Annotated in this window: 15 protein-coding genes; 14 read left to right on the top strand and 1 reads right to left on the bottom strand. The window is 62.7% G+C overall.

The genetic code is table 11. The features are described from left to right. The 3 genes from KP701_RS11885 to KP701_RS11875 form a co-directional block, all read left to right on the top strand. Positions 1 to 435: hypothetical protein (locus tag KP701_RS11885; RefSeq protein WP_215747337.1), on the top strand; the 435-nt coding region annotated here is incomplete at its 5' end. 233 nt (positions 436 to 668) lie between these two features. Continuing rightward, the gene (locus KP701_RS11880) at positions 669 to 1,046 is read left to right on the top strand and encodes a hypothetical protein (RefSeq protein WP_211561868.1); all 378 of its coding nucleotides are present in this window, start codon (positions 669 to 671) and stop codon (positions 1,044 to 1,046) included. Then, positions 1,043 to 2,014, top strand: coding sequence for a phosphoadenosine phosphosulfate reductase family protein (locus tag KP701_RS11875; RefSeq protein WP_215747336.1), 972 nt, complete (start codon positions 1,043 to 1,045; stop codon positions 2,012 to 2,014). The genes KP701_RS11880 and KP701_RS11875 overlap by 4 nt, the downstream gene beginning before the upstream one ends. Before the next feature lie 2 nt (positions 2,015 to 2,016). Here KP701_RS11875 and KP701_RS11870 read toward each other — a convergent pair whose 3' ends face one another. Further along, positions 2,017 to 2,514, bottom strand: coding sequence for a MucR family transcriptional regulator (locus KP701_RS11870; RefSeq protein ID WP_062106910.1), 498 nt, complete (start codon positions 2,512 to 2,514; stop codon positions 2,017 to 2,019). 331 nt (positions 2,515 to 2,845) lie between these two features. Between KP701_RS11870 and KP701_RS11865 the strand changes: the two genes are divergently transcribed. The 11 genes from KP701_RS11865 (at position 2,846) to KP701_RS11815 (ending at position 14,800) form a co-directional block, all read left to right on the top strand. Then, positions 2,846 to 3,115, top strand: a complete 270-nt coding sequence (locus KP701_RS11865) for a hypothetical protein (protein ID WP_228120869.1) — start codon at positions 2,846 to 2,848, stop codon at positions 3,113 to 3,115. A 122-nt stretch (positions 3,116 to 3,237) separates the two neighbouring features. Then, positions 3,238 to 8,379, top strand: coding sequence for a DEAD/DEAH box helicase family protein (locus KP701_RS11860; RefSeq protein ID WP_215747335.1), 5,142 nt, complete (start codon positions 3,238 to 3,240; stop codon positions 8,377 to 8,379). A 134-nt stretch (positions 8,380 to 8,513) separates the two neighbouring features. Further along, positions 8,514 to 9,149 (top strand): hypothetical protein, encoded by a 636-nt coding sequence (locus KP701_RS11855; protein ID WP_215747334.1) that lies wholly within the window; start codon positions 8,514 to 8,516, stop codon positions 9,147 to 9,149. Next, positions 9,146 to 9,487 carry a hypothetical protein gene (locus KP701_RS11850; RefSeq protein WP_215747333.1) on the top strand — a complete coding sequence of 114 codons (342 nt, stop codon included), beginning with the start codon at positions 9,146 to 9,148 and terminating at the stop codon, positions 9,485 to 9,487. Before KP701_RS11855 ends, KP701_RS11850 begins: the two co-directional genes overlap by 4 nt. Continuing rightward, complete coding sequence (locus KP701_RS11845) at positions 9,484 to 9,792, top strand: hypothetical protein (RefSeq protein ID WP_211556198.1); 309 nt, start codon at positions 9,484 to 9,486, stop codon at positions 9,790 to 9,792. Before KP701_RS11850 ends, KP701_RS11845 begins: the two co-directional genes overlap by 4 nt. A gap of 189 nt (positions 9,793 to 9,981) precedes the next feature. Beyond that, a complete protein-coding gene (locus tag KP701_RS11840; protein WP_215747332.1) occupies positions 9,982 to 10,407 on the top strand; it encodes a hypothetical protein in 426 nt (141 codons plus the stop codon). A gap of 56 nt (positions 10,408 to 10,463) precedes the next feature. Then, positions 10,464 to 12,326, top strand: coding sequence for a ParB/RepB/Spo0J family partition protein (locus tag KP701_RS11835; RefSeq protein ID WP_215747331.1), 1,863 nt, complete (start codon positions 10,464 to 10,466; stop codon positions 12,324 to 12,326). A gap of 80 nt (positions 12,327 to 12,406) precedes the next feature. Further along, on the top strand, positions 12,407 to 12,637 hold the full coding sequence (locus KP701_RS11830) for a hypothetical protein (RefSeq protein ID WP_215747330.1): 231 nt from the start codon (positions 12,407 to 12,409) through the stop codon (positions 12,635 to 12,637). Between the two features lie 366 nt (positions 12,638 to 13,003). After that, complete coding sequence (locus KP701_RS11825; protein ID WP_211561848.1) at positions 13,004 to 13,672, top strand: LPD29 domain-containing protein; 669 nt, start codon at positions 13,004 to 13,006, stop codon at positions 13,670 to 13,672. Between the two features lie 69 nt (positions 13,673 to 13,741). Next, positions 13,742 to 14,356 carry a hypothetical protein gene (locus KP701_RS11820; protein WP_215747329.1) on the top strand — a complete coding sequence of 205 codons (615 nt, stop codon included), beginning with the start codon at positions 13,742 to 13,744 and terminating at the stop codon, positions 14,354 to 14,356. 69 nt (positions 14,357 to 14,425) lie between these two features. Beyond that, positions 14,426 to 14,800, top strand: coding sequence for a hypothetical protein (locus KP701_RS11815; protein WP_062446986.1), 375 nt, complete (start codon positions 14,426 to 14,428; stop codon positions 14,798 to 14,800). Positions 14,801 to 14,993: the final 193 nt, after the last annotated feature.

The following is a 14,993-nucleotide window of genomic DNA, read 5'->3' as shown; positions in this document are numbered from 1 at the left end:
ATCCATTATAGCTCGGTAGCGGGTAGCGGACTGGAAGAKCCGRAGGCYGGGGRGAGATCCCKTCYCTGCGGTAGTCCGTGGGTAGCGGCTATCCATTATAGCTCGGTAGCGGGTAGCGGACTGGAAGAGCCGAAGGCCGGGGGGAGATCCCTTCCCTGCGGTAGTCCGTGGGTAGCGGCTATCCATTATAGCTCGGTAGCGGGTAGCGGACTGGAAGAGCCGAAGGCCGGGGGGAGATCCCTTCCCTGCGGTAGTCTGTGGGTAGCGGCTATCCGTTATAGCTCGGTAGCGGGTAGCGGACCGGAAGATATGGAGGCCGGGGGGAGATCCCTTCCCTGCGGTAGTCTGTGGGTAGCGGCTATCCGTTATAGCTCGGTAGCGGCTACCAGAGCCTCATGGCTATTGCCCAACGTCGCGGGTCATCTCACTCTGTGAGCGGCGAGGAGGAAGGGAGAACTGTAGAAAAGAAGGGAGAATAAGGCGCTGCCTTTCGGTCGCCCGCGCCGCAACAGGTGGGTCGCCGTCCGTCCTCCCCATGCTCGCCGGCTGCGCCGCCTGCGCGTGGGTCCGGATGACGCCGATCCTGCCGCTGCGCGGCACTGTTGCACCCCGGTCGCCCGAAAGGTCGTCGCAAGGATGTTTGAAGAATCAGAGATGGATCGAGCATCATGCGACGCTACCAGTTTCCCTATATCCCAACCCCCCGTGGCCGGCCTCCGATGCGCTGGACCGACACGCAGGAGCCTACAACCTGCCGCCGCTGTAACATGCACTGGGAGGACGGCGATCCCGCACTCACGATTGCCTGCACGGGCTGCGGTGGACCTGCGGATGAGCCGTGCCGCCGCAGATCAGGTGGCAATGAGCGTGTGTGCGCCTGTCGCGACGAAGCGGCGGTCCAGATGGAGCTGCTGACACGTTGTGAGGGACTGACCTGGGACGGTCGCCACGAAAAGCCGCTGCTGCTGCGGGAACGCCCGATCGCCCACGCCCTGATGTGCCGCTCGGTGCGGACAGGCGCCCCGGTCAGTCGGTGGACATCATGAGCCCGGATCTCGCGTCCTATGACAGCATCATTGTCGCAGTGTCCGGGGGCAAGGATGGCACGGCCTGTCTGCTCGCCCTGCTGGAAGCCAATGCTCCGGCCGAACGCATCGAACTGTGGCACCACGATGTGGACGGGGAGGGGGGATCCTTCATGGACTGGCCCTCCACAGGTCCGTATATCGAAGCCCTGGCCCGCGACTTCGGACTGCCACTCTATCGGTCCTGGCGCGAGGGCGGCTTCGAGCGCGAGATGCTCCGCCACGAGATGCCGACCGCGCCCGTGATCTTCGAGACCCCGCAGGGACGCGTCGTCGCCGGCGGGCAGGGCCCGAACGGAACCCGGCTGCGCTTTCCCCAGGTCTCGGCCAGCCTGTCCGTGCGCTGGTGTTCGGCAAGCCTCAAGGTCGACGTAGCCGATCGCGCCCTTCGCGGACAGGACCGGTTCCTCAACTGCCGTACCCTGGTCGTGACAGGCGAGCGTGCCGAAGAAAGTCCTGCACGGGCGCGCTATGCGGCCTTTGAGCCTCACCGTACCGACACGAGAAACGGGACGCGGCGGCGTCGGCATGTCGACCACTGGAGGCCGGTACATCAGTGGTCCGAAGCAGAGGTCTGGGCGATCCTGGAGCGCTGGCGCGTCATGCCAGCCTATCCATATCAGGTCGGATTTTCGCGCCTGTCCTGCGCGTTCTGCATCTTCGGCAATGCAGACCAGTTCGCCACCCTGGAATGGATGGATGCGAACCGGTTTGCGAAACTGGTTGGATATGAAAAAGACTTCGGCTGCACGATCAAACGTGACAGGGGGCTCGCGCAGCTGTCGTCCGAAGGGACGGTTTATGAAGCGGCCCGGTCGCGGCCCGATCTGGTCGCAGCCTGCCTGTCAGACCGCCCGTTACAGACGGTTCTGACAGAAAACTGGACCCTCCCGGCCGGTGCCTTCGGTAACGGAGGAGGGCCCCTCTAGTTTCAGGCGCGGGCCGGACGGCCTCGCCGTTTTTCGGGCAGCTTCTTTACCGGAGGGAGGTCTTCTTCCTGAGGCGCAGAAGCGCGGGTTCTGGAGCCCAGGCCGATTTCCCGGGCAAGAGCCGCGCGCTGCGCGGAATAGCCGGGAGCGACCATCGGATACTCCGGGGGCAGACCCCAGCGGGCCCGGTATTCATCAGGCGTCATGTTGTACGCCGTTTTGAGATGACGACGGAGCATCTTCAGCTTTTTCCCGTCTTCCAGACAGATGATGTAGTCCGGGAAAACCGACTTCTTCGGATTGACCACGGGAACCGGCGCCTCTTCGGCCGCAGCCTCGGAGACCGCCGGAACGGTCAGGGCCGTGTGGACGGAACGGATCAGGCCCGGGAGCCCATCGGGCGCGACATCGTTTCTTGAGAGATAGGCGGCCACGATTTCGGCCGTCAGGGAACGCAGGTCAGAGTGAGGGGGCTCTGTGGCGGGTGTCAGGTCAGTCATGAAATCCCTCAGTGTAATGATGGTGAGCTGTAAATCGCTTCTGTGAACGGTGACTGCAAGTCAGCCACGACAGTACATTACTCCGGTTAACAGCGTCTTCACACTTGCTGCACGGTTTTTTTCTGTCCTGCAGAAGCGGCGAAAACAAAAGAAAAAGAAGAAAGAGAGGGAAAGGGAGAAGGGGGCACCACGGGATCGCCCTGTGCGGCAAGGGGTGGGTCCGTCCGTGTCCTCGCTGGCGCTGCGGGCCGGGCGGTCCCGACGCTGACGCGTCGCCCTTGCCCCCCAGCACGACGCCGCGGTTGCCGGAGAGGGTCAGGAAAGGAGAAAGATGACGATGCCGAGCTTGGCCCTTACGTCCCCGGACACACAATCGCAGTTCAGTCTGGTTCAGGCCCATCAGGAGGGCTGGACCATCCTCGAAGGCTGCGGTCCCGAAAACATGGACACCCAGATCCGAGGCGTCACCTGTTCGGACCAGCACGCCTGGTGGCGGGTATCACAGAAGGCGCGCTGCGGCTCCGAATACCATCGCGAGGCCCTGGCGCGCCTTTCCGACAGTGAACGCCAGCAGATCAGCCTTCGGTTCGGACCGCTCTGATCCCCTGATGCCGCGCGCCTGAGCCGGGCGCGGCTCGTCCCGCAATTCCATCATCCCGTTTTTCTGGCCCCCCGGTCTGCCGCGCGCAGCACCGGGCGCGGCCGCTTGTCCGGAGTTTTCCCATGAGCAAGGCACAGCTGAGCTTCTTCGACACATCCGCCCTTGGGGGCGCGAACGCCAATCTTTTCTGGGGTGAGCTGCCTGGCGACAAGGCTCTTGACGAGGCAGCCAAGGTCGTTGCGCAGGCTGTCAGCACTCCGGTTATCGCGCCGAAGGTCGACTTCTGCCTCCGCGGGACGCGTGGGCTCGCCCAGGGATGGAAGGCGCGGGCGCGGGACAACCTGACGGCGATCCGACTGCTGTCCGAACTTGAGGCCGAAGGTCGCAATGCAACGCCTCAGGAACAGGCGGTGCTGGCGAAGTTTACGGGATTTGGTGCCGGGGAGCTGGCCAACAGCCTGTTCCCCCGTCCGGGCGAAGCGTTCCGTCAGGGCTGGGAAGAAATCGGGGTGCAGCTTGAGACGCTGACGAGTCAACAGGAGCGGGCCGGACTGGCGCGGGCCACACAGTACGCGCATTACACGCCGGAACTGATCGTGCATGCGCTGTGGGATCTGGTCGCGCAGATGGGGTTCCGCGGCGGACGTGCGCTGGAGCCGGGCTGTGGCACGGGTCTGTTCATGGGCGCGATCCCGGAGAAACTGGCCCCGAAGACGGCCTGGACGGCGATCGAGAACGACCCTCTGACGGCCCGCATCGCCCGCAAGCTGTTTCCGAACCAGTGGGTCCGGTCTGAGGACTTCACGACGGCGAAGATTGCCGAGCAGTTCGACCTCACGATTGGCAACCCGCCGTTCAGCAACCGCACGGTGCGTGGCACGGACGAGCTGGGGCGGCTTGGCCTGTCCCTGCATGACTACTTCATCGCACGCTCCGTCTCCCGCCTGCGCCCCGGTGCCATGGGTCTGTTCGTGACGTCACGCTGGACGATGGACAAGCGCGACGCCACTGCGCGCCGGCATTTGTTCGAAACGGCGGACCTGGTGGGCGCGGTCCGCTTGCCGGCTGGCGCGATGCGCGATGATGCCGGAACTGATGTGGTCGTGGACGTGCTGGTCCTGCGCCGCCGTGAGATCGGGGACACCCCGGACGACACCGCCTGGCTGGACGTTGCGGACCTGCCCGACACCGACGAAGGGGAGGGACCGCTCAGCATCAACCGCTATTTTGTGGAGAACGGTCAGCAGGTGCTGGGTCGGCACGGCTGGACGAGCGGACAGTTCGGGCCGGAATACACCTGCGCACCGAACCCGATGCTGATGCTCGACGACGCCCTGCCGAGCGCACTCTCCCGCCTCGCCGCGCTGGCACGCTTCCCTGTGCCGCAGACGCTTGACGTCGAGGCGTTGCGGGAAAGCCGACGTGCGGATGTCGGCACGGCAGGGGAGGGGGCGAGCCTCAAGGAAGGCAGCTACCTGATCGAGAAGGGGGCGCTGCACCAGATCATCGACGGCCAGTCGGTAGCGGTGAAGGTCAAGAAAGGCGAGCAGAAGGACGGTATTTTCCAGAAGCACGCGCGCATTATCGAAGGTCTGATTCCGGTTCGCGATGCCGCCCGTGCGGTCCTGCGCGCCCAGGTGGAGAACCTGCCTTACAGTGCGCTCCAGGCGGACCTCAAGCGCGTCTACCAGACGTTCGTGCGCCAGTTCGGTCCGATCAACCTGACGCTGACCAGCACGCGTGTTGATCCCAAAACCGGGGACGAGAGCACGACGCAGCGGCGTCCGAACCTCCAGCCCTTCTACGACGATCCGGATGTCTGGCTGGTCAGCTCGATCGAGGAGTACGACGAGGACCGGCAGGTCGGCACACAGGGGCCGCTGTTCTCCGAGCGTGTGATCCAGGTGACGCTGGAGCCGGAGGTCCACAGCGCCCATGACGCGCTTGCGGTCTGTTTGCATGAGACGGGTGTGGTGGAGATCCCGCGCATTGCAGAGCTGCTGGGGCGGTCCGAGGATGAGGTCATCGCCGAACTGGGCAGTGCCATCTACCTCGATGCCGGACGCAGCCAGCCCGGACGCGATGTTTGGGTGCCTGCCGACGAAGCCCTGTCAGGGGCCGTGCGCACGAAGCTGGCAGACGCCCGCAAGGCCGCTGAGACCGATCCGCGCTTTGCCCGCACCGTGGCCGCGCTGGAAGAGGCCCAGCCCGAGGACCTGCGGCCGAGTGACATTACAGCCCGTCTGGGCGCGCCGTGGATCCCGACCGCCGATATCGAGGGCTTCATCGCCGAGGTGATCGGGGTCGAAGCCGGCGTGTGGCATACGAAGGAGGTGGCGTCCTGGACCCTGGACAAAGGACCGTTCCGGGGCAAGGCCGAAGCGACGTCCGTCTGGGGCACCGAACGCCGTCCCGCAGGGGAACTGATCGAGGATGCGCTCAATCAGACCATTCCGCAGATCTGGGACACCTGGCGCGACGAGAACGGCGAGCACCGGCAGCTGAATGCCCAGGAGACCGAGGCCGCCAAGGAAAAGCTCGCCGCCATCAAGACAGCCTTCCAGACCTGGGTGTGGCAGGATCCAGAGCGCGCCGAGCGTCTGGTGCGGCTGTATAACGACACCTACAACAACCTCGTCCCCCGCGCCTTTGACGGCTCGCATCTGCAGTTGCCCGGGGCCAGCACCACGATCCAGCTGCGTGCCCACCAGAAGCGGGTGGTCTGGCGCATCATCGCCACGGGCAACACTTACATGGCCCATGCCGTGGGCTCGGGGAAAACCTTCTCGATGTGCGCGGCGATCATGGAGCAGCGCCGTCTTGGCCTGATCTCGAAGGCCATGGTTGTGGTGCCGGGACATTGTCTGGCGCAGATGGCCCGCGAGTTCCTGATGCTGTACCCGACCGCGAAGATCCTGGTCGCGGACGAGACGAACTTCGTGAAGGCGAAGCGCCAGCGCTTCCTTGCCCGTGCGGCCACGGGACAGTGGGATGCGATCATCATCACGCATGATGCCTTCAAGTTCATTCCGGTCGAGACCAAATTCGAACAGGAGATGATCGAAGCGCAGATCGCGTCCTACGAGAGCTTGCTATGCGATGTGGACGAAGACGACCGCATCTCGCGCAAGCGCATCGAGCGCATGAAGGAGGGGATGGAGGCCAAGCTGGAGGGGCTGGCAAGCCGCAAGGACGATCTGGTGCATCTCGGCGAGATCGGGATCGACCAGATCCTCGTGGATGAGGCGCAGCAGTTCCGCAAGCTGAGTTTCGGTACGAACCAGTCCAGCCTCAAAGGCGTCGATCCGAATGGCAGCGGGCGTGCCTGGGACCTGTACGTCAAGGCCCGCTATCTGAGCCGTCTCAACCCCGGTCGCGAACTGGTTATGGCCTCGGGCTCGCCGATTACGAACACTCTGGGCGAGATGTACAATGTGCAGCGCTTCCAGCAGATCGACGCCCTGATCGAGCGTGGCCTGCATGAGTTCGACGCGTGGGCCGCCAATTTCGGGGAGACCCGCACGGAACTCGAGCTTCAGCCGAGCGGGCTGTACAAGCCTGTGACGCGGTTTGCGGAGTTCGTGAACGTGGCCGATCTGATGGCCATGTACCGGCATTTCGCGGACGTCGTGCAGCAGGACGACCTGCGCCAGTACGTGAAACTGCCTGAAATCGCCACGGGCAGTCGACAGATCATCGTCGCAGACAGCGGACCCGCCTTCCGCGATTACCAGAAGGAACTGGAAGCCCGGATCAAGGTGATCGAGGAGCGCAAGGGCAAGCCGCAGAAGGGTGAGGATATCATCCTGTCCGTGATCAACGATGCGCGTCATGCCGCGATCGATCTGCGCTTTGTCCGGCCCTGGGAGGCGAATGACAACAGCAACAAGCTGAACGTCATGATCGCGAAGGTCTTCGACATCTGGAAGGAGACGCGCGACAACCGCTACACCGATCCCGATACCGGCAAGCCGTATGACCTGCCCGGGGCCGTGCAGATGATCTTCTCGGATCTGGGCACGGAAACGGCGCTGGAGAAACGGGGCTTCTCGGCCTATCTGTGGATCCGCGACGAGCTGATGCGGATGGGTGTGCCGCGCGAGCAGATCGCCTTCATGCAGCACTACAAGAAAAGTGCTGCCAAGCAGGGACTGTTCCGGGATCTCAATTCCGGACGCAAACGCATCCTGATCGGCTCGAGTGCGACAATGGGCACGGGCGTGAACGCACAGCAGCGTCTGATTGCCCTGCACCATCTGGATGTGCCCTGGCTGGTGGCCGACATTATCCAGCGTGAGGGACGGATCGAACGCCAGGGCAACCAGAACCCGGTCATCCAGATTTACGCCTACGCCCTGAAAGGCTCGGTGGATGCCACGAACTGGCAGCTTCTGGAGCGCAAGCAGCGCTTCCTGTGTCTGGCCATGTCGGGGGACCGGTCGATCCGCCGTCTGGAGGATATTGGCGAGAGTGCGAACCAGTTCGCCATGGCGAAGGCACTGGCCTCGGGCGACGAACGCCTCATGAAAAAGGCGGGACTGGAAGCGGAGCTTGCCCGCCTGCGTCGTCTCAAGGCTGCCCATTACGACGACCAGTTCAACGTGCGTCGCGCGATCGAACGGACGGAGCGCGATCAGAGGACTGCGGAAGCGTTTATCCCGAAAGTCGGGGCCGATATTGCAAAGCGTCAGTCGACACGGGGCGAGGCGTTCGAGCTTGTACGCAAGTCGGATGTAATGACCGACCGCCAGGACGCTGGCAAGTGGCTGATGGGACAGGCACGCACAGCCGAGAGGGCAGAGGCGAAAGGTCGGTGGACGCTTGGCGAGATCGGCGGTTTCGAGCTGGTGTGCGAGACCTGGGATTCGACCTTCATGGATGAGACGCAATGGGAGGCGACGATTGCGATCGCGGCCGAGGGCCGGATGATCGGCATCGACTTTGATCACGACACTGCGCCGCTCGGCTTTATTGCCCGCATCGAGAACACCCTGCTGCGTTTCGATAGCGAGCTTGCGGATGCGCAGCGGCTGCTGGCCGAAACGGAGCGCAAACTGCCCGGCTATCGCGCCCGTGACGGGATGCCGTTCCGCGAGGCCGCACTCCTGGAGGAGAAGGAGGAGGAAATGGCGTCTCTGGAGGCGGATCTGGCCGAGGATACAGCGCGGCGGGAGGCCGAGGCTGCCGAGGCTCTGGCCGCGATGGAAAGCCTGACGGTCAACGACAATGGGGAAGAAGACGAAGAAGCAGAGACGGCAGCATAGGGAGAGGAGAAGGGACGGGCATGGCCCGCCCGGTGCGGCAAGGCTCAGGCCGGGCGCGCTGACGCGCGGCCTTGCCGCACCGGACAGCCCCTGCATCCGCGAAGAGGTTGAAAGAGAGATCAGAGGAAGAGAGCATGTCCTATCGTATCGTCTATGACCTCGCCGCCGTGCGACTTCCGGCAGCGACCCTGCGCCCTCATGTCGCGGATAGCAGCTTTTATGCCGATCAGTATCTGCTGATGGAGCTGGGTGGCGATAATAATGTCTATGAGGGGCGGGGCTCGCTCCGCGCGAGAAGCTGGTCCCTGATTGGGGCGGGGCAGAACTGGGAGATCATGCGTCAGGTGGTGCAGTACGCTGCCTCTTGTGAGGGCGGCGGAATGCGCTTCTCCGGTGCCAGTGAGACGCAGGCAGAAACCTATATTCGCAAGTGCCGGACTGTTTTGCGGGATGCCGTAGCCGCGCAGGCGCTTCTTGATCGAGGCATGACCTGCACGGGAAAATTCGCGCTCCGCAAGGGGCCGGTTTCAGCGTGGCTCCAGAAGCGTGTGGACGAGCTGTCCGCTATCAAGGCCCCGGAGATGACAGGCGAGACCCCGGTGTGGTCCTGGCTGAACCTGCTGCGTGATCCAAAGGATGCGGCCATCTTTCTGGCATACTCCAATCTGGACGACGCGCCTGTCTATAACCGGGCGACAGTTTATGGACCATGTCACGAGCGCCACTCCATCATGAAAGGTCTGACCCCATTTGTGGAGTGCGCGGCATGAGCCGGACGGACAAGGCCATCATTTCCAAGGTTCTATGCGGTGTGAACGTGGAGATTTTCACCTATCCGAATGGTGAGGCTCTTCTGCGCACCGTGGACACCTATCCCGTCAACGGGAATGACTGGCACGGGCCATACAAGGATGCGACCTGCGCGGAAGCCGATTTCGTGGACCGCAACGCGCCGCCCGTAATTACCCCGGAGGATCTGCAACGGGGCCGCCTGAATGGGACTATTGCCCAAACGCTTGAGGGCGTCGAGATGATGCTGACCTTGGATCGCTGGACAGGGGGCAGTTGTCTGACGTCGTTCATTGTCCGGCCGGAGGCCCGGACATGAGTGAAGTTCTTCCGACGTCCGCAGGCTTCGTCTGCCGACACCTGGATCTCAGCACCGGGCATCTTCCGCTCGCAGAGCGCGATGCGTGCGAGCTTTATCTCAGCAGCGGGGGCACGGCAGGGCGAAGTTGTCTTGGCGGGCCTTATGGCTGGATGATCCATGTGCCCACTGAGGCGGAGGACGTCCCGCAGGACGTATCTCCCGAACTGGCCGCTCTGATGGCTCAGGCGCGGGAGCAGGACTGCCACTACATCCACTTCGATCGGGACGGGTCGATCGACGAGACGCTGCCTTTTTACGACTGAGCCGACAGCGCCTTGCCTGCCTCAGGAAGAAGAGAAGGGGGCGGGAAAACAAGAAGAAAAGAGAGATGGAGCCGCCACAGGTCGCGGCTCCGCGCAAGGCTCAGGCCGGGCGCGCTGACGCGCGGCCTTGCGCGAAGCCACGCCCCGTGCCCGCGCCGAGATCATCACGACAGAAAAAAGGAGACAGGCGTGTCAGACCCGACAGGACAACCCGCGGCCGAAGTGGCGCTCAGAGCAAACCTGACGCTGATCTTTGATGCGATGCAGGCGCATGGCGTGAAGGTGGTCAAAGTTGAGTACGAGGCCAAGGAAGGCTGGTGGACAACGCTTCATGTGACAGCGGACGACAGTCCGGATCTGTTCGAAGACCTGTCCCTTGAGAAGGCCGTTGCAGCGCTTGGACCTGACCAGACGATTGCCCCTCTGTTTCCGAACAGCTTTGACCTTGTGGTCTGGCACTGCGTCGAAACCGTTATCCGGCGCGTGCAGGCCGATTACGACAACGATGAAGACGGGTCTTACGGCACGGTCACGCTGACGCTGGAAACACGGCAGCTTGAGGTCGAGCATATCGAGCGTGTGGTCTCCCACCTCGCGCACAGCCTGACCGCCTGACGTCTCCCCCCTCACGATACCTTTTCGACACCCTTACGACATCACTGGAGCCCATCATGGACGAACTGCGCCTTGTCGATCCCAACATCCTGATCGCAAATCCGAACAATCCCCGCCAGACGACATCCGGCCAGGCGAGCATTCGCCAGCTTGCGCTGAATATCCGTGCAGTCGGGCTTGTCCATCCGCCGCGCGTGCGTGAGCTCGGTGACGGCAGCCTGATGATCATTGCGGGCCATCGACGGACGGAAGCGGCGATCTATGCGGGTCTGACCGAAATTCAGGTCCATGTGACGAAGATCGATAATGGTCTGGAGGATCTGGCGGCAGCCAGTGAGAACATGATCCGTGAGGGCATGACCGAGCCGGACCAGTGGCGTGCCGTAACCCGGATGCGTGAAGAGCTTGGCTATACGGATCAGCAGCTGTGCATGGCGCTGATGATCACGCCTGCCTATCTCCGTGGACTGACCCTGCTCGCGAAGCTGCATCCGCCAATCCTCCACGCTATCGAAATTGGCCGTGGCCCGGACCACAAAGAGCGGCGGACGCTGGCGCTGTCGTCTCTGGAGGAGCAGGCGGCTGCCTGGGCTGAGATGTTTGCCGAGAGCGTGGAGGAGGGAGAGGACCCGGCCGGGTATTGTCTTAACGCCGAAGATCCGGATGATACCGTGAACTGGCGTGACTTCACCTGGCACCTGCGTCAGGACGAGTGGTATGCGCGGGACGCCCGGTTTGACGATGCGCTGGCGCAAAAGCATGGCGTCGTCTGGACCGAAGATCTGTTCGGGCAGGGCAGTGAGGATAATCGCTACGTCACGGATGCCACGGCGTTCCGGGCGGCGCAGGAAGACTGGATTGCCGAGCATCGCCCTGAAGGCACTCTTGCGATCGAGGCGGACGAGTACGGATCGCCTCTGCGCCCTCAGGGCTACAACTTCGTCACGAACTGGATGAGCGAGCAGGAGACCGATGTTGTCGGCTACTGGCTCAATCGGAGTACCCTGAAAATCGAAGAGCGGAAGTTCCGCTACACGGGTGAAGAAACCGCTCGCTCTGAAGCGCGTGTGGTGGAGCAGACGCCTCCCCCAAAGAAAGAGCGCGCGGACATCTCCGGCACGGGTCTGAAGATGATCGGCTCCGTGCGGACTCTCGCGCTGAAGAAGGCGCTGGAAGCGAAAAGTGAAGATGCCGATCCGTGGGATCTGGTGGCTGGCCTGCTGCTCGCACTGAATGCCAATAACGTCCATATTTACGGTTCATCAGGCCGGTCGCCTTATGAGAACGCGGTGAAAACCGCTATGGAAGAGCTGTTCCCGGAGGGGGAGCTGGTGCGTGATGAGGCGCTCATCCGCCGCCACGCGCTGGAAAGCCTCGGTGGTTTCATGAACTGCGAAGTGAGCATGCACTCCGGTTCGGGCATGGCAGCGGAACTGCTGGGCTGTCTGTTCGACGCGGATACCCACATGCCGAGCATGGCCGATGAGGACTTCCTGAAGACCTACAGCAAGCCCGGGATCACCAAGGCGGTTCAGGCACATGGGCTCGCACCACTCAACACAGGCAAAGAGATGCGGGCCGCTTTGCTGAACGCCGTGGGAGACGGGCATTGGGTTCCGGAGGCCGCAGGCTTTGCGCAGGCGACTGGCGTCTGGACCGAGGAAGTTCGAAACAGGCAGGCCCGCCGCGCGAAATGGGATGCAGCTGAAAGCAGACTGCAGGACGAGGATGAAGACGACCTGGAGTGTGCTGATCCGGAGGGTCTGGAAGACGTGATGGACAACGAAGGCGGGGAAGAGGTTAGCGAGCCAGACGTCATGGAGGATGAGCCAGCAGAAAAACCGGACCTCGTGGTGCCGCAGGAACTGGTGGCCATGCAGGCCGCCATGGGAGGGCGGCTGGAGATCCTTCGGGTCTGAGGCCGCGTAATGACAGAGCGTTTCGCGACAGACTTGCGTGGAACGCCTGATCTGGCACAACAGGAGATCGGGGCCGCCTGATGAGTCCGCGTGACGAAACGTCTGTTCAGGTTACGGTTCAGACGTCGCGGCCCCCGAAAATCGTAATCGGATGTGGGTCGGGGGTCGCTTTGCCCACAGGCGTCAGAGTGAAAGGGGAAACCATGATCTTCGTGATCGTGGTGGACCGTAAGTGGTTTACGAAGGTCCTTCGTAAAACGAAGAAGACCCTTCAGGCGGTTGCCACCGCACTGAAGAGCCTCTCCGAGTAAATCACTTAAGGTAAACCGGGCCGTGAGGTGTTTTTTCCCGAAGCCCCTCACGGCTCACCTCTGAACTTGGACGAACCGGTTACGATTTTCAAGGGCGGAGTCAGCATGGCTCCGCCCTTTTTCGTGCGGTGAGACGGTGCCTGGGTTCACAGGGGAAGAGCCTGCCCGCGCGAGGGCGAGAAGCGAAGAAAAAAGAAAAAGAAGGAGGAGAGAGGGGCGGGGTGCCAGAGCCTGTCTGTCGCCGCAAGGGGTGGTGTCCTCGGCTGACGCCTGCGGGACCGCCGCTGACGCGTCGCCCTTGCCCCGCCAGTCAGGCCCTGACCCCGGAGAGGACAGTTGAAGAGACATGAAGAGAAGGAGATCAGCATGTCCGAACACCCGACTGTCACCGTAGGCACCCGCGTCAGCACCATCCTGTACAACAGAGGCCGGGGTGTCGTGTCTGCGGTCCATGGCACGCCTCGCCCAGAGACAATCAGACGCCTTGCTGGTGGCTTCATCGCGGCGGGAGGCAGTGCCAGCTTTGATATCGTCTTTGCCTGCGGAAGTATCAGCAAGAAGCTGCCCGAGAGCATTCTGCACGGCGTGCAGTGGACGATCTTCCACGACGAGCCCAAGGCTGGCCCGGAGGAAATTGCGCAGCTGCATGCTCATGCCGAAGCATGCCGTGCTGAAAAACAGGCGCGGAAAGATCAGGCTGCGGCGGCCCATGCGGCTGAAATCGAGCGTCTGCGCACCGATCCCGAATACGCCCATCTGGAGCAGGGGTCGGACCAGAGCGGCGTGCTGGCAGGAAAGAACATCCGCCGTCTCCTGAAAGCTGCGCTGCCAAAGCACACGTTCCGTGTGCGCAAATCCTCTTACGGGTCCGTATCGGTCAACTGCGACAATCCGCTGGATGATGCCGCGCAGAAGACTGTCGACAACATCCGAAAGCAGTTCAGATCGGGGTCTTATGATCCGGTGTCCGATTGTCACTCCACGAGCCGGAGCCCCTGGCAGGAAGTCTTTGGCAGCGCCGAATACGTCTTCTGACCCCACCTCGTTTCGTCACAGTTCTTCCAGGCCGCCGCGAGGCGGCCTTTGTCATATCCGGAGACCGACATGGCTTTCTTTACGCTCAGTGCGACGCCCGCTACCGCAAAACGTGAGGGCTATTTTACCAGCACCACGATGGCGCTCATGTCCCAGCTTGGTGAGCGCCGCATCGTCGAGGCGAAGTCGGTAGATGGCCTCAAGCTGCTCATTCTGAGCTTTGGCCGCGACACTGCGCTTCAGCACCCCGGCAAGTCGTTCAAGATCATGGTCACTGTCAATCGTGGCAGCCGCAAGCCGCGCGGTTTCGACGCAGCTTATGATTCAGAAGCACTTGGCACATCTGAATGGCTGGAAACCACGGTTGCAGACCCGGTTCCCCACGACGGCATGGCAGGTGTGGCCTCATGGGGAAGACGGTACACGCCATTCCGCATGGACGGTGCAGAGCCGCGCGAAGCTTCGCTCACCGAGGCCGAACGCCTGTCTGACGACGGCCATCTTGGCTTCAAGGGATGGGCCGCGGAAGTCGCGGCCATTCTCGACACCATTGGCGCGCCTGCGACCGCTTTGGGCAGCGAGACCCGGGACGCTCTGGTGTCGCGCTATCGCGCCCACCAGCATCCCGCCCTGGCCGCCGCTGTCCTGACTGCGTCCTCAATGGCCGAGCATCTGGCCGCCTGAGGCCAATGCAGGGGAGCGGATAATGTCTCCCCTGCCAGATCCTGAAGTTTAAAAAAGAGCGAGTTTTCCATGGTCGATGAAAGCCTTCTCCAGATTGAGACCTGTCTTCTGGAACGTCGCAAGGTTCATCTTGGCATTGCGCCGGATGGGCGCGTCTATCTGCGTGTAACGTCGTTCTGGCCAAAAGAAGCCGCGCAGCACTGGCACGGACCATACTCAGACCGAAAAGAGGCTGAGACGGATTTCCTGGCCCGCACGCAGCCGCCATGCGTCACGCGAGCAGAGATCTCTGACGCCAGCCGTCGCGGCGAGCATGGAACGGTCGACGGCGTCCCTATGATCGTAATGAAGCATCGCTGGACGGGGCAACTAACCCTGACGCCTTACCGCCTCGTGGAGGACACCGGCGTGATGCAGGTCGCGCGCCAAAATGGACACAATTGAACATCGGTCGACACCCGCTCAAGCTGAGGAAGGAGGAGAGTAGGAAGAGGAAAGAGGGAAAGAAGCAGAAGGAGAGAGGGGCAGCACAGGCTGTCTGCGCTGGCAAAGGGTGGGTCTCCACGCGTCCTCGCCCTGACGGGCTCCGGGTCGTGGAGATCCCGCCGCTACGCGGCGCCTGTGCCAGCGCAGACAG

Origin of the sequence: Gluconobacter sp. P1C6_b, assembly GCF_018811945.1 — a bacterium.
Taxonomy (GTDB): Bacteria; Pseudomonadota; Alphaproteobacteria; order Acetobacterales; family Acetobacteraceae; genus Gluconobacter.
The sequence above is the reverse complement of the archived record's forward strand: the minus strand, read 5'-3'. Positions and strand labels throughout refer to the sequence as shown.